This window comes from Rahnella sp. PD12R (assembly GCF_019200965.1).
GTDB lineage: Bacteria > Pseudomonadota > Gammaproteobacteria > Enterobacterales > Enterobacteriaceae > Rahnella > Rahnella laticis.
In genome coordinates this window covers 54,830-71,518 of the sequence record NZ_JAHTMS010000016.1, presented here as the reverse complement: position 1 = coordinate 71,518, position 16,689 = coordinate 54,830, and the positions used below count along the sequence as shown (strand labels likewise).

At 54.0% G+C, this 16,689-nt stretch carries 17 protein-coding genes; 10 read left to right on the top strand and 7 right to left on the bottom strand.

The window, feature by feature from the left end:
* Nucleotides 1–10 precede the first annotated feature (10 nt).
* Both KWG64_RS23320 and KWG64_RS23315 read left to right on the top strand, forming a co-directional pair.
* Nucleotides 11–1,315, top strand: a complete 1,305-nt coding sequence (locus KWG64_RS23320; protein WP_218523297.1) for an ABC transporter substrate-binding protein — start codon at nt 11–13, stop codon at nt 1,313–1,315.
* A gap of 292 nt (nt 1,316–1,607) precedes the next feature.
* On the top strand, nt 1,608–2,081 hold the full coding sequence (locus tag KWG64_RS23315) for a DUF2846 domain-containing protein (protein ID WP_218523275.1): 474 nt from the start codon (nt 1,608–1,610) through the stop codon (nt 2,079–2,081).
* Between the two features lie 81 nt (nt 2,082–2,162).
* On the opposite strand, the gene KWG64_RS23310 is transcribed toward KWG64_RS23315, so the two are convergent.
* Entirely contained in the window at nt 2,163–2,771 is a 609-nt protein-coding gene (locus KWG64_RS23310) for an HD family hydrolase (RefSeq protein WP_195813896.1), read from the bottom strand.
* Between the two features lie 348 nt (nt 2,772–3,119).
* Between KWG64_RS23310 and KWG64_RS23305 the strand changes: the two genes are divergently transcribed.
* The gene (locus KWG64_RS23305) at nt 3,120–3,764 is read left to right on the top strand and encodes a hemolysin III family protein (RefSeq protein WP_195813897.1); all 645 of its coding nucleotides are present in this window, start codon (nt 3,120–3,122) and stop codon (nt 3,762–3,764) included.
* Between the two features lie 57 nt (nt 3,765–3,821).
* Here KWG64_RS23305 and KWG64_RS23300 read toward each other — a convergent pair whose 3' ends face one another.
* On the bottom strand, nt 3,822–5,102 hold the full coding sequence (locus tag KWG64_RS23300; RefSeq protein ID WP_218523274.1) for a lysine N(6)-hydroxylase/L-ornithine N(5)-oxygenase family protein: 1,281 nt from the start codon (nt 5,100–5,102) through the stop codon (nt 3,822–3,824).
* A 152-nt stretch (nt 5,103–5,254) separates the two neighbouring features.
* On the opposite strand from KWG64_RS23300, the gene KWG64_RS23295 reads away from it, so the two are divergent.
* Nucleotides 5,255–6,136 carry a PhzF family phenazine biosynthesis protein gene (locus KWG64_RS23295; RefSeq protein WP_218523273.1) on the top strand — a complete coding sequence of 294 codons (882 nt, stop codon included), beginning with the start codon at nt 5,255–5,257 and terminating at the stop codon, nt 6,134–6,136.
* Here KWG64_RS23295 and KWG64_RS23290 read toward each other — a convergent pair whose 3' ends face one another.
* On the bottom strand, nt 6,137–7,006 hold the full coding sequence (locus KWG64_RS23290) for a LysR family transcriptional regulator (protein WP_218523272.1): 870 nt from the start codon (nt 7,004–7,006) through the stop codon (nt 6,137–6,139).
* Between the two features lie 201 nt (nt 7,007–7,207).
* On the opposite strand from KWG64_RS23290, the gene KWG64_RS23285 reads away from it, so the two are divergent.
* From KWG64_RS23285 to KWG64_RS23275, 3 genes are read left to right on the top strand one after another with little or no spacing between them, the layout of a single operon-like run.
* Complete coding sequence (locus KWG64_RS23285) at nt 7,208–8,395, top strand: M20 family metallopeptidase (RefSeq protein WP_218523271.1); 1,188 nt, start codon at nt 7,208–7,210, stop codon at nt 8,393–8,395.
* A gap of 23 nt (nt 8,396–8,418) precedes the next feature.
* A complete protein-coding gene (locus tag KWG64_RS23280; protein ID WP_218523270.1) occupies nt 8,419–9,216 on the top strand; it encodes a transporter substrate-binding domain-containing protein in 798 nt (265 codons plus the stop codon).
* On the top strand, nt 9,216–10,901 hold the full coding sequence (locus KWG64_RS23275; protein WP_218523269.1) for a M28 family peptidase: 1,686 nt from the start codon (nt 9,216–9,218) through the stop codon (nt 10,899–10,901). Before KWG64_RS23280 ends, KWG64_RS23275 begins: the two co-directional genes overlap by 1 nt.
* On the opposite strand, the gene KWG64_RS23270 is transcribed toward KWG64_RS23275, so the two are convergent.
* The gene (locus KWG64_RS23270; protein WP_218523268.1) at nt 10,885–11,439 is read right to left on the bottom strand and encodes a helix-turn-helix domain-containing protein; all 555 of its coding nucleotides are present in this window, start codon (nt 11,437–11,439) and stop codon (nt 10,885–10,887) included. The genes KWG64_RS23275 and KWG64_RS23270 overlap by 17 nt on opposite strands.
* Nucleotides 11,440–11,524: 85 nt before the next feature.
* Between KWG64_RS23270 and KWG64_RS23265 the strand changes: the two genes are divergently transcribed.
* From KWG64_RS23265 to KWG64_RS23255, 3 genes are all read left to right on the top strand, one after another.
* Entirely contained in the window at nt 11,525–12,046 is a 522-nt protein-coding gene (locus KWG64_RS23265) for a GNAT family N-acetyltransferase (protein ID WP_218523267.1), read from the top strand.
* A 96-nt stretch (nt 12,047–12,142) separates the two neighbouring features.
* Nucleotides 12,143–13,240 carry a bifunctional DNA-binding transcriptional regulator/O6-methylguanine-DNA methyltransferase Ada gene (ada, locus tag KWG64_RS23260; RefSeq protein ID WP_218523266.1) on the top strand — a complete coding sequence of 366 codons (1,098 nt, stop codon included), beginning with the start codon at nt 12,143–12,145 and terminating at the stop codon, nt 13,238–13,240.
* Between the two features lie 37 nt (nt 13,241–13,277).
* Nucleotides 13,278–13,826 carry a GNAT family N-acetyltransferase gene (locus tag KWG64_RS23255; protein ID WP_255562279.1) on the top strand — a complete coding sequence of 183 codons (549 nt, stop codon included), beginning with the start codon at nt 13,278–13,280 and terminating at the stop codon, nt 13,824–13,826.
* A gap of 78 nt (nt 13,827–13,904) precedes the next feature.
* On the opposite strand, the gene KWG64_RS23250 is transcribed toward KWG64_RS23255, so the two are convergent.
* The 3 genes from KWG64_RS23250 to gatD form a co-directional block, all read right to left on the bottom strand.
* The gene (locus KWG64_RS23250; RefSeq protein ID WP_195823992.1) at nt 13,905–14,609 is read right to left on the bottom strand and encodes a GNAT family N-acetyltransferase; all 705 of its coding nucleotides are present in this window, start codon (nt 14,607–14,609) and stop codon (nt 13,905–13,907) included.
* Nucleotides 14,610–14,750: 141 nt separating this feature from the next.
* Nucleotides 14,751–15,605: a tagatose bisphosphate family class II aldolase gene (locus KWG64_RS23245; protein ID WP_195823712.1), complete on the bottom strand. Its 855-nt coding sequence runs from the start codon at nt 15,603–15,605 to the stop codon at nt 14,751–14,753.
* Between the two features lie 4 nt (nt 15,606–15,609).
* Nucleotides 15,610–16,659, bottom strand: coding sequence for a galactitol-1-phosphate 5-dehydrogenase (gene gatD / locus KWG64_RS23240; RefSeq protein ID WP_218523295.1), 1,050 nt, complete (start codon nt 16,657–16,659; stop codon nt 15,610–15,612).
* Nucleotides 16,660–16,689: the final 30 nt, after the last annotated feature.

Here is a 16,689-nt window from a genome sequence, read left to right as displayed (position 1 = left end):
GAATGCAACAATGCGTAAAATAAGTGCGCTGACGCTCGCCATCGGCTTCATTGCCGCAGGCACGGCGTCTGCTAAAGAAAACATCGATTTCATGTTCCCTGCGCCGGTTGACGGCAAGCTGACCATGGAAATGACCCGCGTTATCAAAGAGTTCAACCAGTCACAGAATGATGTCGAAGTGCGCGGGATTTTCACCGGCAACTACGACACCACTAAAGTGAAAGCCGAAGCCGCCGCGAAATCCGGGCAGCCCCCGGCGCTGGTGATCATGTCGGCCAACTTTACGGCGGATCTGGCAATCAAAAATGAAATCCTGCCGATGGACGAACTGTTCAAATTCGGCGACCAGAAAGCGACGCCATTTTTGACGCAAAATTTCTGGCCCGCCATGCGTCAGAACGCCCAGCTGAACGGCGTGACTTACGCCATTCCGTTCCATAACTCGACGCCCATTCTCTATTACAACAAAGACATGTTCGCCAAGGCCGGGATCACCGCGCCGCCGAAAGACTGGGACGAACTGCTGGAAGATTCGAAAAAGCTGACCGATTTGGCAAAAGGCCAGTGGGGCATCATGTTGCCATCGACTAACGATGATTACGGCGGCTGGATTTTATCCGCGCTGGTGCGCGCCAACGGCGGCCAGTATTACAATGCGGATTATCCGGGCGAAGTGTATTACGACAAACCGTCCACGCTGGGCGCACTGCACTTCTGGCAGAACCTGGTTTATCGCGACAAAGTGATGCCTTCCGGCGTGCTGAATTCCAAACAAATCAGCGCAGCGTTCTTCTCCGGAAAACTGGGGATGGCGATGCTGAGCACCGGCGCGCTGGGCTTTATGCGTGAAAACACCAAAGATTTCGAGCTGGGTGTGGCGATGATGCCTGCCAAAGTCCGCAACGGCGTGACCATCGGCGGCGCGAGTCTGGTGAGCTTTAAAGGGATTTCCGACGACCAGAAAAAAGCGGCGTACCAGTTCCTGCAATATCTGGTCAGCCCGAAAGTGAACGGTGCCTGGAGCCGCTTTACCGGTTATTTTTCACCGCGTATGGCGTCTTATGACACACCGGAAATGAAAGATTATCTGGCAAAAGATCCGCGAGCTGCGATTGCGCTGGAACAGCTGAAATATGCGTATCCGTGGTATTCCACCTACGAAACCGTTGCGGTTCGACAGGCAATGGAAAACCAGCTGGCAGCGTTGGTGAACGACGAAAAAGTCACCCCGGAAACCGCCGCCGCACAGGCGCAGAAAGATGCCGACACCATCATGAAACCGTACGTTGATTCGACGGCGCTGAAAGTGCCTTAAACTCCCTCCCCTGCGAAGGGGAGGGTTGGGGTGGGGTATTAAGGTCAAATTAAAACGTTAAAGTTTGCTTTGACAAGGAGTTAGCCTGCAATACCCCCTCCCAACCTCCCCCTTCGCAGGGGGAGGAGCAAGTCCATAGCAATAAATAATCTCCCTGATGTAATTTCCCTTTAAACAATAAATTTCATGATTATTCTCATGACGCGGGGACTTTTGTTCAATTATAAATACACGGCATTAGGATTTTTCTTAGTGGCGTTGTTTTTATTTTTATACATAAGGATCTGTTTTAATGAATACTAAAAAAATACTCGTTTCAGTTTCTCTGTTGGGCGCTCTGTTACTGAGCGGCTGCGCCAGTGTTCCTCTGGCAACGCAACAGGAATCTGCCCAGGCAAAAAGTTTTCCTGTACCTGAACAAAATATGTCTGGCTTATATATTTATCGTGACAGTTTTGTTGGCAAGGCACTTAAAAAAGATATCTATGTTGACGGGAAATGTATTGGCGAAACTGCCGACAAAGTATTTTTCTACACCCAGGTCTCTGGCGGCCAGAATCATAAAATTTCCACTGAGTCAGAATTCTCACCCAATGATTTAACGATTTTCACTGAACCAGGCCGGAATTACTTCGTCAGACAATATGTAAAAATGGGCGTATTCGTTGGCGGCGCGGGTTTGAGTGAATCTGCCGAGAGCGAAGGTAAGAGGGTGGTTTCAAAACCCTCAGTGCGTCTGGCAAAAACCGGGCACTGCGATAATTAATTTGCTAATAATTCAGGGTTTATTACCAGATTTACAAAAAGCATAACTCCTCCCCCTTCGCAGGGGGAGGAGCCAGGAAAATTACTTCAACCACCCCTGCTGGTGGGCGTTATCAAGATGGCTGCGGATATGCAGCCAAAGTTCCGGGTGGATTTCGGCGATAAAGGAATTACGCGCCAGAACCTGTTCCAGACGAATGTTATTTTCTACCCAGCTCTGACCCTGATTATTCAGGTTCATGACCATCGGCATGACGCGGTCAATCACCAGCGCAAAGCGCGCTTCCGGCGTTTCTCCGGCTTCGTATTCGTTCCACAAATCCAGAAATTGTGTGCTCAGCGGCGCAGGCAGCAGGCCGAACAGGCGTTTGGCGGCGATCACTTCCTGATCGTGAACGGCAGCGCGGGCGGCGAGGTCATAAACGATGACGTCACCGGCGTCGATTTCCACGATGTCGTGGATTAGCGCGATGCGGATGACTTTATTGATATCCACGCCTTCCGGTGCAAAAGGTGCCAGAGACATGGCTGCAACGGCGAAATGCCAGCTGTGTTCCGCAGAGTTTTCCTGACGTTCGGTGCCCAGCACTTTTGTGCGACGTTGCACGCTTTTCAGCTTGTCGATTTCCATCAGAAACTGAAAAACTTCGGTCATTGCGCCAAAATTCAGCGGGGAAGTTGCTACGGACATAGTCAAACCTTAGTCAAATTGACGGCATTATGAAGAGCATTATCAGAGATTTCCGGTACACCTTAATCGGTTGATGTAAAAAAATCATGTTTTTGGGTGCGGTAAATGGCGCTGTCTTCAGAATGTCATACGGGTAAATTATAAACAAAGTGAATGAATTGAAGGGATTCCAGTCATTCGTGTAATGAAATGATGATCCGGCTAAGGGACTGTTACATCAGGAAATACTCAATTTAAGCGTACAGGTGTACACTGGAATCGTTCTCAGTTAATCTGCCTGTCGGCGTAATTTATAAACAGCGCCGGATTAACGTTATTTTATTGTTTTGCCTCGAGGGTTCTCATCGTATGGGTAAGTCATCACCACAGGGATATCCGTGGGCTGAAGAAATTGCCAACAGCCTGAGTCACGGCGTCGGGCTGGTGTTTGGGATTGTCGGCCTGGTCTTGTTACTGGTGCAGGCGGTCAGCGTAAACGCCAGCGCAATGGCGATCACCAGTTATAGTTTGTATGGCGGCAGCATGATTTTGCTGTATCTGGCCTCCACGTTGTATCACGCCATTCCGCATCAGAAAGCCAAATACTGGCTGAAAAAACTCGATCACTGCGCGATTTATCTGCTGATTGCCGGAACCTACACGCCGTTCCTGTTGATCGGGCTGAATTCTCCCCTGGCGAAAGGGCTGATGGCGGTCATCTGGGGTCTGGCGTTGTTTGGCGTGATTTTCAAACTGGCGTTTGCACACCGTTTTGAAGTGCTTTCGCTGATCACCTACCTGACCATGGGCTGGCTGTCGCTGATTGTGATTTATCAGCTGGCGACCAAATTGTCTTTGGGCGGTGTGACGTTGCTGGCGGTGGGCGGCGTGGTGTACACGCTGGGCGTTATTTTCTATGCATCGAAACGCTTCCGTTTTGGTCACGCCATCTGGCACGGTTTTGTGCTGGGCGGCAGCGCCTGCCACTTTCTGGCGATCTACTTCTACGTGTAAATAAAACGATGAGTTGAAAATGAAAGCGGAGCCATGTGCTCCGCTTTTTTATGCCTGCTATTCGCCGGACCACCATTGCACCAGCGACGGCACCGGGCGTAAATCATAATGCGGTTCGCCCAGCAGATGGTTCAGGATCCTAGCCGAACGCCACGCGGTCAGCGTCAGCTGGCCTTCGGCGCTGCCGTGGCTGTGGATACCGGCATTCACCGCGTAAATCCGGTTCTGCTCCGGGCCGTCCCAGCGCAGGTTGAAGTTGGGCAGCAACGGTAAATGCTGTTCGCGATCGTACGGAATTCTGTCGAGCATTGGCGCGAGATAATCCGGCAAACCGGGGCGATAACCGGTGGCGAGAATGACGATATCGCCGCTGAAATGTTCCTCGCATTTCTCCAGCCCGTGTTTCGCCTGCAAACTGAAATCCCCGGAAGCGTTGCGAACGATATGATCCAGCGCGCGGTGCGGCAGTAAACGCACGTTGCGCGGCTGATGCAACACGTCAAACCGGTGATACAGCTGCTTATAAATATCTTCCAGCGTGTGATAACTGATACCGTCGGAAGGCAGTTTCTGCGTTCTGATCTCCTGCTCGCGCACGTCTTCGGGCAGGGTGTAAAAGTAATTCACATACTCTGGCGTGAAATATTCATTAGTGAAAATCGACTCATCCAGCGGCTGAAAATTCGGGCGTCGCGACAACCAGCTCAGTTCCGCGAATTCTCCCCAGTGGCCGCCCAGCGCATTGAGAATAATGTCTGCGCCGCTCTGGCCACCGCCGACCACAATGACGCGCTTGCCGGTGAAATCCGGTTCACGCAATTCAATTTCAGCTGCGTGGAAACAGTTTTCGCCCAGCGCCGCGCGTGCCGGTTTGGGGATCCACGGCGCATGGCCGGTTCCGAGGCAAATATTGCGCGCGCGGTGCTCGCCTTTATCGCCCTGCACCACAAATTCCTGCTTTTTATCATCGAAATCAATACGCTCAATCGGCTCGGAAAAATGCAGACCGGGAATGCGGTCACACGCCCAGTGCAGATAATCTGAGAATTCATCGCGGCTGATGATCAGCTGTTCCGTCGCCAGAAAACGGTAAATTTTCTTCTGTTCAACCAGATAGTTGATAAAGGAGAATTCGCTGCGCGGAGCGACCGTCGTCACCAGATCCTGCAAAACGTAGGTCTGCATGGTGGCTGTCGGCAATAACATGCCGGGATGCCAGCTGAATTCCGGGTTGGCATCAAAAAAAGCCGTGTTAAGTTTCGCGGTATCCTTCGCCATGGCGGCCAGACTCAGATTAAACGGGCCGATGCCAATACCAATCAAATCCTTCGCGGGCATCTTTCTGTTCCTTATGTGTTTTAGAAAAGACAGTGAAGTGCTTTAAGCATAGGTCAGCCGCCGCAAGCTGACATTTTTCTCGAAAACAGAAAGAAAACTTCATAGACTCAGACACTTCGCCCGTTTCCAAAAGATGAACAAAAGGATCCGTTATGACCCGCCTGCGCCGTTTTAAACAAGTTGATGTGTTTACCGCTGAGCCGCTGAAAGGCAATGCACTGGCCGTAATCCTGGATGCCGAGGGGCTGACCGACGCCGAAATGTTCGCCATGGCGCGCTGGACCAATCTTGCGGAAACCGCTTTTGTGCTTAAACCGGCTTCGCCGAAAGCCGATTACCGCGTACGTATTTTTACCACCGACAAAGAGCTGCCGTTTGCCGGACATCCGACGCTGGGCACGGCGTATGCGCTGTTGCAAAGCGGGCTGAAGCCTAAAAATCCGGGCCATCTGATACAGGAATGCGGCGTCGGGCTGGTTCAGGTTAATCAGCTGGCCGAAGGCGGGCAGGCGTTTTCTGCACCTCCGGCGGTGATGAAACCGCTGGCGGCTGAGCACAATGCATTGCTGGCGACCGCGCTGCGCGGTGGCAAAATTCAGGCAGACGTCACGCCGGTGGCGGCGGACATGGGCATTATCTGGCTGGTGGTGCGTATGGAAAGTGCGCAGGATTGCCTGAATATTACGGCTGACGCAGCGGCTATCAGCGAGCTGCAAACGCGCCTCGGCGTGAACGGCATTGCGGTTTACGGTTTGCACGATAAAAACGGCCCGGCGGATTATGAAGTGCGGGCACTGATCGACGAAGACGGCGTGCTGAAAGAAGATCCGGTCACGGGCAGCGCGAATGCCTGCCTGGCGCGGGTGCTGAAAGCGGCGGGATTCCCGGACGGCGCTCATATGGCCGAAAGTTACCGCGTCCGTCAGGGCACAAAACTTCAGCGCGATGGCCGTGTGACGGTCACTTTCGTGGATGGCGAGCCGTGGATCGGCGGCGATACCTGTACGCTGATCGACGGCACGTTAGATCTCTGATCAGCGCGGCGTCAGCCCTTGTTGCGCCGTCTGTAGCAGATGAATAAACGCCTGCATATACGGCGTGGCATTCGGGTTATGGCGGTGCAGCAGCCAGGTGCGGTTCTTCACCGTCGTGCCATCGACGCTGACGGGCCGCCGGTAAAAATGCTCCGGCAGCGGTAAATATGTGGCGACAATCGCGTAGCCCAGCCCGTGCTCCACCATCGCCATACACACTTCGAGTTTATCGACTTCCATCGTGATGTTTGGCGCGTGCGAGAAATTGGCATTCCACCAGCGTTCAATCAGCTGCGTGACGTGCGCGCCGTGATGGATTTTTATCTGCGGCATGTGGGGCAGCAGCGCAAAATCAAAATCCTGACTGTTCACCAGCACATAATCATCTTCTTCAATCAGATGCTTACCTTCCTTCCAGTTAAAATCATCTTTCACCAGCGCCATATCAATCTCGCCGCGTAGCAGTTTTTGAATAATATCCTCGCTGAATCCGCTCATCAGGCTGACGCGGATCCCCGGATGCGTCTGGCGAAACTGGCTCAGCAAAGGCGGCAGGCGATACGCCGCATAATTGCTGGAAACGCCCAGAGAGATTTCCCCTTGTTGCGCCTGATCCAGACTGTGCAGATTGAGTTTCAGTTGCTGTAAATCGCTGAGCACGGTCACCGCGTGCTGCGCGAGGTATTCCCCCTGCGCGCTGAAAACCAGCCCCTTTTGTCCTTCTTCAAATAAACGGATAGCCAGTTTGCGTTCGATCTGACGCAGGCGATAACTCAGGGCGGGCTGCGAGGTGTAAAGCTGCTCCGCCGCGCGGGTAATATTTTTATGCTGATATACGGCGCGCAAAATCAGCCAGTCTTTTTCGTTCATGGATTTCCCCGGATTATTGCCCGCAAAGCCGAACACCATAAAATAATTTTTGCGTAAAAAGGGCAACAGATAAAAAGGCTCAATTTGACCAGAATCCTTAAAAGCCATATTTCTGGAAGGCATAGAGGCAAAACAACGCAACGGCCAATTCACGCTGTCAGAAAATAATTTTTGGCTTTGCACCATCGCAGGGAATAAAACATGTCGGTTTGCACTACAGAAGAACAAAAGGCGCAGATTATCGCTGCCGTCGATTTACTGGCGGCTCAGGCGACGGAACTGGCGCTGAACATTCATGCCAATCCGGAGCTCAGTTTTGAAGAAGTGAATTCTGCGGCGGCGCTGATTGCGCCCCTGCGTGCGGCAGGTTTTGAGATTGAAGAAGAACTCGGCGGCTTGCCGACGGCATTCCGTGCCACTTATAACAGCGGTAAACCGGGGCCGGTGATTGCGTTACTGGCCGAATATGACGCGCTGGTCAATCTGGGCCATGCCTGCGGACATAACCTGATCGGCACGGCTTCCGTGACGGCAGCGCTGGCGCTGAAACAGGTTTCGCAGTTTCTGACGGGCAGGCTGGAAGTGATCGGCACACCGGCGGAAGAGGAAGGCGGCGGCAAAATTATCCTCAGCGACAAAGGCATTTTTGACGATGCCGATGCGGTGATGATGTTCCATCCGCGCGATAAAACTATGGTGGTGCGCGGCGGGCTGGCGTGTGTTGATGCCGTCTTTAAATTTTATGGCAAAGCAGCGCATGCGGCGTCCGCGCCGCAAAACGGCATCAGCGCGCTGGATGCCGTCATCCACACTTTCAATGGGATCAACGCGTTACGTCAGCTTTTCACCGATGATGTGCGCGTTCACGGCATCATCACCGACGGCGGCAGCGCCACCAATATCGTTCCGGCCTACAGCGAAGCAAAATTCCTGATGCGCGCCGACACCGTGAAAGGGCTGGCCGCCGTGAAGCAAAAAGTCTTCGATGCGGCACGCGGCGCAGCGCTGATGACCGGCGCACGGCTGGAAATCGAAGAGGGGCAGATCTACGCCGAACGCAACAACAACCTCACGCTGGCCGGATTCTTCCAGCAAAACCTGGAAGCCATCGGCGTTGAAGTCGTTCCGCCTCCGCTGAAAGGCGGCATCGGTTCCTCCGATATCGGCAACGTCAGCCAGATTACGGCGGCAATCCACCCGTATATCCGTATCGGCGATGTCCTTCCTCACACGCCGGAATTCGCCGTTGCCGCCGGTTCAGAAGCCGGGTTGCAGGGCATGTTACAGGCCGCCAAAGCGCTGGCGATGACGGCTCTCGATTTATGTCAGGACGACACAAAGCTCCGCGCAGTCAGAGAAGAATTTTCAAACTGGCAGTCAAAACAATAACTTTGGGAAGAGAGGACAGAATAATGATGAAAAAAACACTGGCGGCTGCCGTTCTGGCACTGACCTTTGGCAGCGCGATGGCTCACGCAGACGGTGAAACCCTGCGCGTCGCCGCCGACATGGGCTATCCGCCATTCCAGTACCGTGATGCCAGCGGGACGCCGACCGGTTTTGAAATTGATATCACCAACGCCATCTGCGATGTGATGAAAGTGAAATGCGAGTTCGTGGTCAGCAGTTTTGACGCCGAAATTCCTTCCCTGCTCGCCAAGAAAGTCGATTTTATTTCGCCACAGGGCGCGACGGAAAAACGCCGTAAAGTGATTGATTTCAGTGATTTCGTCTTCCATATCCCGACCAAGCTGGTGGTGCAAAAAGGCAGCCCGCTGTTGCCGACGCCGGAGTCTTTGCAGGGTAAACGCATTGCGGTTCAGCAGGGATCGATTCAGGAAATGTACGCCAATACCTTCTGGCAGCCGAAAGGCGTCGATGTGGTGGCTTACGCCGATCAGGATACGATTTATCAGGATCTGGTCGCCGGGCGTTTAGACGGCGCGCTGAGCCCGGCGGTGGCCGTGACCTTCGGATTCCTCAATAAGCCGGAAGGGAAAAACTTTGAGCTGACCGGCCCGGAAGTGCGTGACGACAAAATATTCAGCATCGGCTCTTCCTACGGCGTGCGCAAAGACGACGCCAGAATCAAAGCGTTGCTCAACGACGGGCTGGCAAAAATTAAGGCCGACGGCACCTGGGAGAAGATCAAAGTGAAATATTTCGGCCCGCTGGACATGTCCGTTCATCAGCAGGAGAAAGCCCAATAATGCCACTGCGTCCGCCGGTTCGTGAACATTTACTGCCGCTGATGGACGGACTGTTGCACGAGTTTTCCTCGCTGCACCGGCTTTCCGGTTGTGATGATGCTGAACTGGCGGCGCAGCGCATGGTGTCTTTATTGCAGGAACAGGGGCTGGATGCGCGCCTGATGCATTGCCCGTTGTATCTCAGCGATCCGCTGTGCGGCAGCCTGGAATTGCCCGGCAAACCCGGCTGGCGCTGTGAAGCGAAAACCCGTTCATTTTCCGCGCATTGCCCGCAGGGCGTGGAAGGGCGGGCTTTTTATGACGCAGAGGCCTGCGCGCCACGTACCGATCTGCAGTGGAAAGCGTGGGCGCAGAACGTAAAAGGCAAAATCGTGATCGCCGGTCAGGGCTTTGAAGATTACGTGCAACGGCTGTGTGCCGCCGGTGCGCTCGGGCTGATCCATATCTGGGGTTCTGCGGAATCCGCACTGCATGAAGAAACGGTCGGGCCGGTCTGGGGCACGCCGGAACCGGATGATTTTTTACGTTATCCGCGCCTGCCGGTGATTTCGGTCAACCGGCAGGACGGCCAGCGGTTGTTAGCGGAGCTTCAGATCACCCCGCTGATGGCGTTGAAAATGGCCACACAGCTGAATTATCACGTCGCCGAATGCAGCATGCCGGTGGTGGATATTCCCGGCAGCAGCCCGGAGTTTGTGCTGTTGTCCTCCCACTACGATTCCTGGCATGAGGGCGTGACCGATAATGCGACCGGCAATGCGCTGTGCCTGGCGATGGCGATCCATTTTTATCAGCAGCGAGAGACGCTGTTGCGCGGGCTGCGGATTATCTGGTGGCCGGGGCATTCCAATGCCCGTTATGGCGGCTCTACGTGGTACGCCGACCGTTACCGCCAGCAGCTGAAACAACATTGTGTGGCGCATATCAACGTGGATTCGCCGGGGTGTCTCGACGCCGTCAATGTGGTGCTGAATGTCAGCGGTTCTGAATCCCACGCGTTCTTAAACACCGCCGTTGAAGCCGTGACCGGTGAACCGGCGCTGCGCATTACCGCGCTGGGAAAAGGCGGCGACCAGTCATTCTGGGGCTGCGGTTTACCGCTGCATTTTGCCTTCCGCGAAGTGCCTCAGGAAAAAACGACGCAGTCACCGGGCAGCGGTGGCGGCTGGTGGTGGCACACGGAAGCGGACACTTACGATAAGGTGGATCTGAATATTCTCTGGCGCGATACGCAAATCCACGCGCACTGGCTGGAAAGTTTACTGACGCAGCCCGTGCTGCCGCTGGATCCGCTGGCGTATCTTGAAAGTTTGCAGCACTCCCTCACACAGCTTATCGCGGCTATTTCACCGGAATTCGACCTCGCGCCGGTGGCTGAAAAACTCAGACAATTGCAGCCTGAACTGGAGAAACTGACGACACGCTGGATGGCGGATCCACTCGTCTGGCAGCCGCAATTAAAGCGGGTTATCGCAGATTTACATCGCCTGCGTTACAGCTCGGTTGATGATTTTCACTATGACCTGAGTTATCGCGGCGGCGCGTTTCCCGGCTTTCAGGAGCTGGCGTCAGCCCGCGAAAATACGTCGCCCGAGATGTGGCTGATGATGACCACACGCTTCTGGCGCCAGCGGGATCGCGCACTGGCGCTGCTCGAAAACGCAGACGCTATTTGTCGCTCATAACGAGCAAATAGCGACAAGGCTGCGAACCCGGATTACTGAATGTGACAGGCAAATCGACGCCAAACGTCAGCGCGTCACCGGCGGCCAGCGCGTAGTTTTCATCGCCATAACGGATCTCCAGCGATCCTTCTACCATCCACAGACGCTGCTTGTAAGCCTGCTGACGCCAGCCGGGATAGCTGACGCGCGCTCCGGCGGGAAGGGTAATTTCCACCAGTTCGGGCGCACCATTCTCTTCATGCGCGGTCACCTGGCGGCGCATATAACCAATATCCGGATCCTGCCAGACTTCCTGATTTGCCCGCGGACGCAGCGGGGCGGGCTGCGGGTTTTCTTCTGACAGCAGCTGTGCCAGCGACACGCCGAGGCTGGCCGCCAGACGCCCCAGAAGACTGGCGCTCGGGCTGCTGTCCTGCCGTTCAATTTTCGAAATCATCGCTTTACTGACCCCGGAATTGCTGGCCAGCTGTTCGAGGCTCAGCCCCTGAGTTTTTCGTAATGATTGCAGGCGTGTGGCGATCAACTGGTCGATTGACATATTAGGTGTTCCGTTGTTTACTTTTGTGGAATTAAATCCACTATAGTGGAAATTAAACTATAACGGAAGCGAAGGGGGAAATCTGATGAAACTGATTGCCTGTAATGAACATCAGCACGCGGTGCCGATTTTGGATATTTTTAATGATGCCATTATAACTTCAACGGCCTTGTATGATTATAAACCGCGCCATATCGACAGTATGACCTCATGGTTTGCCACTAAACTGATCAATAATTTCCCGGTTATCGGCCTCGAGGATGAAGAAGGGACGCTGCTGGGATTCGCCAGTTATGGCACGTTTCGCGCGTGGCCAGCGTATAAATATTCTGTCGAGCACTCTATTTATATTCATAAAGATCATCGTGGAAAAGGGCTGGGAAAAGTGTTGCTCAATGCACTCATTGACGCGGCACGCGAGCGCGATGTCCATACACTGATTGGTGCGATCGACGCGGCAAACGGCGGCAGCATTGCGTTGCATGAGAAGAACGGATTTACCCACACCGGAACGATTAAACAGGCCGCCTGGAAATTTGACCGCTGGCTGGATCTGGCCTTTTATCAGTTGATCCTTGATACGCCTTCAGCGCCTTTTGGAGGCTGAAAACGGGAGGGGAATGAGAAAGCAAGCGCCGGAGGGCGAAAGGTGATTTCACGGCATAAGCTGTGAGTCATCCAGTCGGGAAATGTGAGGCAGACCATGTCAGGTAAAGCGCAAGTTCGTCACGAAGCGGTATCGGGAAGTGCGGAAAGTCATCAGGCGCAGGATCCGCGCTGGCAGGCGGTTATCAGTTGCGATGAGAAGGCTGACGGCCAGTTTGTATATGCGGTAAAAACCACCGGTATTTACTGCGCGCCTTCGTGTCCGTCACGCCAGCCAAACCCGCAGAATATTGAATTCTACGACAATGCCGAAGCCGCCGAACAGGCCGGTTTTCGCCCGTGCAAACGCTGCCGTCAGGGGCTTATTTCACTGGCGCAGTTTCACGCTCAGCGCGTGGCGCTGGCCTGCCGGCTGCTTGAACAGTCAACCGAAATGCTCACGCTGAACCAGTTGTCGGCAGAAGTCGGCATCAGCGCTTATCATTTTCATCGTATATTCAAAGCCCAAACCGGTGTGACGCCAAAAGAATATCAGCAGGCGCAGCGCACGCGCCGCGTTCGTGAAAAGCTGGCCGATGCGGCGACAGTGACCGAAGCGGTTCACTCCGCCGGGTATTCATCCGATGGCCGGTTTTATGAAACGTCGGGTAAGGTGCTGGGCATGACGCCGCAGTCATTCCGCGCCGGTGGCCGTGATGTTCGCGTATGGTTTGCCATCGGGCACTCTGCGCTCGGCGAGATTTTAGTCGCTGAAAGTCAGCGCGGAATTTGCGCCATTTTGCTGGGCGATGAACCGGAAAAGCTGATCGCTGAATTACAAAACAGTTTCCCGCAAGCTGAACTGGTCGGCGGCGATCCTGATTTTGAGCAGCGTATTGCCGTGATCGTCGGCTTTGTCGAACAGCCGCAAATCGGGCTGGATTTGCCACTGGATATTCGCGGTACGGCTTTTCAGCAGCGCGTCTGGCAGGCATTGCGCGATATTCCAGCCGGAACGACCGCCAGCTATGCCGATATTGCCCGCAAAATCGGCTCGCCAAAATCCGTTCGCGCCGTGGCCGGTGCCTGTGCGGCGAACCTGCTGGCCGTTGCCATTCCCTGCCATCGCGTCGTGAAAACAGACGGGAATATTTCCGGCTACCGCTGGGGCGTGGAAAGAAAGCGTTCATTGTTAGCGCGGGAAGAAAAAGCCTGACTATACTCAGCTGACTTTTCTGCCACCGGATTTTTTGATGACGAGGGACGCCGTGCCTGCTTTTTCTTTGCGCGAAGCTGCGCCAGAAGATATTGATGAACTCGCCGGATTGCACGTCGCTATCTGGCGTGAAACCTACCGCGAGCTCGCCCCGGCGGAAGCCTTCGCTGCGCTGGATGTGCCACGCCGTAAAGTTTTCTGGCAGGATAAATTTGATCATCCCGCAGCCGGGCAGGGTATTTTTCTGGCTGAAGTTAACGGAAGACTGGCCGGATTTTGCCTGACCTCGGCATCATCTAACCCTGATTTTGGCGAGATGGCCGAAATTAAATTCCTGTATGTTTCCGGTGATTTTAAGCGTCAGGGCATCGGGAAACGGTTAATCAGTAAAGCGGCTCAGCATCTTATTGCTGCGGGATATCGCAGCGCCGGACTTGGCGTAGTGGAAGGCAACGAACCGGCAATCCGGTTTTACAGTGCGCTGGGTGGCCGCGAAGCAGGGCGATATACTGACGCCGGGCCGCTCTGGCGTTCGCGAAATATCATTTATGCGTGGCCGGATATTACGTTGCTGTCTGCCGTTTAAATCTGCCGTGTAAATTCGCTGTTTACATCTGCTATGCAAAGAAAGTGCCCGCGTCAGTGAATTCCGCGGGCTATTTTTTTATTTACGCAGTTCTTCCAGACGCTGCTTCTGCTGACCTTCCGCAGAGAAGTTATCGGCGCTCAGCCAGCGGTCAAATGCCGTTTTCGATTCCGGCCATTCGCTGTCGATGACGGAATACCAGCAGGTATCACGGTTATGGCTGCGCAGGACGATAGCCTGACGGAATGTGCCTTCGTATTGAAAACCGAAGCGTAAAGCGGCCTGTTTAGACGGTTCATTCAGGCTGTGGCATTTCCATTCGCAGCGGCGGTATTTCAGCGTATCGAACAGATAACGTTGCAGCAGATAAATCGCTTCGGTGCCGAAACGCGTGCGCTTCATCAGTGGTGACCAGTTTACCCAACCAATTTCCGCAACGCCGTTCACCGGGTCGATACGCATCAGCGATACGCTGCCGACGGCGCGGCCTGTGGCGTTATCCACCACGGCGAAAAACAACGGATCTTCACTTTTGACCTGCTGCGAAATAAACAGATCGCATTCAGCCTGCGTCGCCGGACGGTCAACGGAAAGGTAGGTCCAGTCACTGCCGCTATCAATGCTGTGCCAGGCGTTAAACAGATCCTGACTGTGGCGTTCGCAACTCAGTGGCTCCAGGCGACACCAGATGCCATTAAGCTGAACGCGTGACGGACGTTCGCGAGGCTGCCAGTCGGGAAGGGCGTCGCCCACGGGCTGACCAAAGTGGTTGAGGGTTGTCATCATCTTTTCCATTTCACTATCAGAGAGCTTTCCATAAAATCAGAATGGCGATTGGGCTGCAACCGGTGAGATGCCAAAGAGCTGAAAAGCGGAGAAAAAACCTCCGCTTTTAATCCATGAAGGCGGTAAATCTCATGCTGGTTATAAACGACCAGCACTGCCACAGACTTTTATCTTTTCCTCCACTACTTTTTGCATAGCCAGCTTTCCGGGAACGATGTATTTGCGCGGATCGTTCGCGTCAGGATGCGCTGTAAAATAGTCTTTTACTGCATCGGCAAAGGCAATTTTCAACTCAGTTGCCACATTGACTTTGCAGATCCCAAGCGCAATCGCCTCATGGATCATGTCATCCGGGATACCGGACGCGCCGTGCAGCACCAGAGGAATATCGACCAGTTGACGAATTTGCTCCAGACGGCGGAAATCCAGTTTGGGCGTGCCCAGATATAAGCCATGCGCTGAACCAATGGCGACTGCCAGCGAATCGATACGGGTGGATTCCACAAAGTGCCTGGCGACAACCGGATCAGTAAAGAAGCTGTCGCCTTCCTCAACGACCAGATCGTCCTCCTGCCCGCCAAGCCGCCCGAGTTCGGCCTCTACGCTCGCGTCAAAGGCATGGCACAAACGCACCGCATCGCGCACCTTTTCAATGTTTTCTGCCAGCGGGAAATGTGAGGCGTCGATCATGACGGATCGGATCCCCGAGCGGACTTTCGCCGCGATGTCTTCCAGTTCCTCATGATGATCAAGATGCAGTGCCAGTGGAATACGGTTTTTCCGTGCCGCTTCCTGACATATCGAAATCAGGTACCGGGTTCCCGCATAACTGAATGTGCCGGGCGTTCCGGCGAGTATGACCGGAGAGCTCATCGCGGCCGCCGTTTCGGCCACAACCTGTACCGTTTCCATATTGTGGATATTGAATGCCGGAACCGCATAACCTTCGCGCTGCGCCGCCAGCAGCATTTCTCTGTTTGAGATCAGATACATGAATTTAGCTCCTTGTTAAATCCAGCAGGATTTTGCCCGCCATAGGTTTTCCCTTCAGGGCGGTAACTTCTTTGACAAATTCCTCCGGGTCGCCAAGACAACCAATGAGCGGTGTCAGATTTATTTTCTGTTCCGCGAAAAGCTGCGTTGCGAGTTGCCATTCACTGCCGGGCCAGGGCGCGGAATAATTCATCCAGCTGCCGAGTAACGTCAGCTCCTTACGCAAGATATGGCTGAAGGTTGCCACATTCAGGGTCAGATCTTTATGCAGCGTACCGACCAGCGCGACCTGTGCTTTCGGTCCCGCAATGTCGAGAGCCAGCGCGACGGTTTGCGGCGTGCCAGCGGTTTCGATAATCAGCTGATTAAAACGACGCTCCTGACTTTGCTGGCGGATTTCGTCAGCGTTCAGCATGGCGCTGTTGAAGCTATGGCTAGCACCGGTTTCCAGAGCAAGCGCCAGCCGCTGGGGGTTGATGTCTATGGCGGTCACGGAACGCGCACCCAGGGCGCTTGCGACCTGAATGATCAACTGACCGATCGTCCCCGCACCAATCACGACGACTTCTTTGCCTTCACAACCCCCAGCCAGTTTCAATGCGTGTAAACCCACGGTGATCGGTTCCAGAAATGCGCCCTGCAACAGAGAAGCGTTTTCCGGCAGCCGGAAGAGATTTTTTCTCGGCGCGACCACATATTCCGCATGGCCGCCATCGCGCCGGGAGCCGATAAACTGGTAGTGCTTACATTGTGAGTAGGCTTCTTTTTTGCATTCTTCACACTGGAAGCAGGGGAGCAGAGGAACGCACGCCACAGCATCACCTTCCTGTAAATCATGAACTTCGCCACCTGTACTGACCACGTAACCACTGAATTCATGGCCGAGCGTGATCGGATAATAATGCGAAGAGTTGGCGAAAATACGCGGAATATCAGAGCCGCACAGGCCGGAATACGCAACGCGAACTAACACATCATCGGGCGCGCTTAATACAGGATCTGCCTTTTCCTCGACGGTAATTGTTCCGCCCTGATGTACAACTACAGATTGCATCATTGTTTCCTTAAGGCGGAGGTAACCCTC

Excerpts from the sequence above, each read along its gene's own strand:
- KWG64_RS23320 (WP_218523297.1), top strand. The coding sequence starts at position 11 with ATGCGTAAAATAAGTGCGCTGACGCTCGCCATCGGCTTCATTGCCGCA.
- KWG64_RS23315 (WP_218523275.1), top strand. The coding sequence starts at position 1,608 with ATGAATACTAAAAAAATACTCGTTTCAGTTTCTCTGTTGGGCGCTCTG.
- KWG64_RS23310 (WP_195813896.1), bottom strand. The coding sequence starts at position 2,771 with ATGTCCGTAGCAACTTCCCCGCTGAATTTTGGCGCAATGACCGAAGTT.
- KWG64_RS23305 (WP_195813897.1), top strand. The coding sequence starts at position 3,120 with ATGGGTAAGTCATCACCACAGGGATATCCGTGGGCTGAAGAAATTGCC.
- KWG64_RS23300 (WP_218523274.1), bottom strand. The coding sequence starts at position 5,102 with ATGCCCGCGAAGGATTTGATTGGTATTGGCATCGGCCCGTTTAATCTG.
- KWG64_RS23295 (WP_218523273.1), top strand. The coding sequence starts at position 5,255 with ATGACCCGCCTGCGCCGTTTTAAACAAGTTGATGTGTTTACCGCTGAG.
- KWG64_RS23290 (WP_218523272.1), bottom strand. The coding sequence starts at position 7,006 with ATGAACGAAAAAGACTGGCTGATTTTGCGCGCCGTATATCAGCATAAA.
- KWG64_RS23285 (WP_218523271.1), top strand. The coding sequence starts at position 7,208 with ATGTCGGTTTGCACTACAGAAGAACAAAAGGCGCAGATTATCGCTGCC.
- KWG64_RS23280 (WP_218523270.1), top strand. The coding sequence starts at position 8,419 with ATGATGAAAAAAACACTGGCGGCTGCCGTTCTGGCACTGACCTTTGGC.
- KWG64_RS23275 (WP_218523269.1), top strand. The coding sequence starts at position 9,216 with ATGCCACTGCGTCCGCCGGTTCGTGAACATTTACTGCCGCTGATGGAC.
- KWG64_RS23270 (WP_218523268.1), bottom strand. The coding sequence starts at position 11,439 with ATGTCAATCGACCAGTTGATCGCCACACGCCTGCAATCATTACGAAAA.
- KWG64_RS23265 (WP_218523267.1), top strand. The coding sequence starts at position 11,525 with ATGAAACTGATTGCCTGTAATGAACATCAGCACGCGGTGCCGATTTTG.
- ada (WP_218523266.1), top strand. The coding sequence starts at position 12,143 with ATGTCAGGTAAAGCGCAAGTTCGTCACGAAGCGGTATCGGGAAGTGCG.
- KWG64_RS23255 (WP_255562279.1), top strand. The coding sequence starts at position 13,278 with ATGACGAGGGACGCCGTGCCTGCTTTTTCTTTGCGCGAAGCTGCGCCA.
- KWG64_RS23250 (WP_195823992.1), bottom strand. The coding sequence starts at position 14,609 with ATGACAACCCTCAACCACTTTGGTCAGCCCGTGGGCGACGCCCTTCCC.
- KWG64_RS23245 (WP_195823712.1), bottom strand. The coding sequence starts at position 15,605 with ATGTATCTGATCTCAAACAGAGAAATGCTGCTGGCGGCGCAGCGCGAA.
- gatD (WP_218523295.1), bottom strand. The coding sequence starts at position 16,659 with ATGCAATCTGTAGTTGTACATCAGGGCGGAACAATTACCGTCGAGGAA.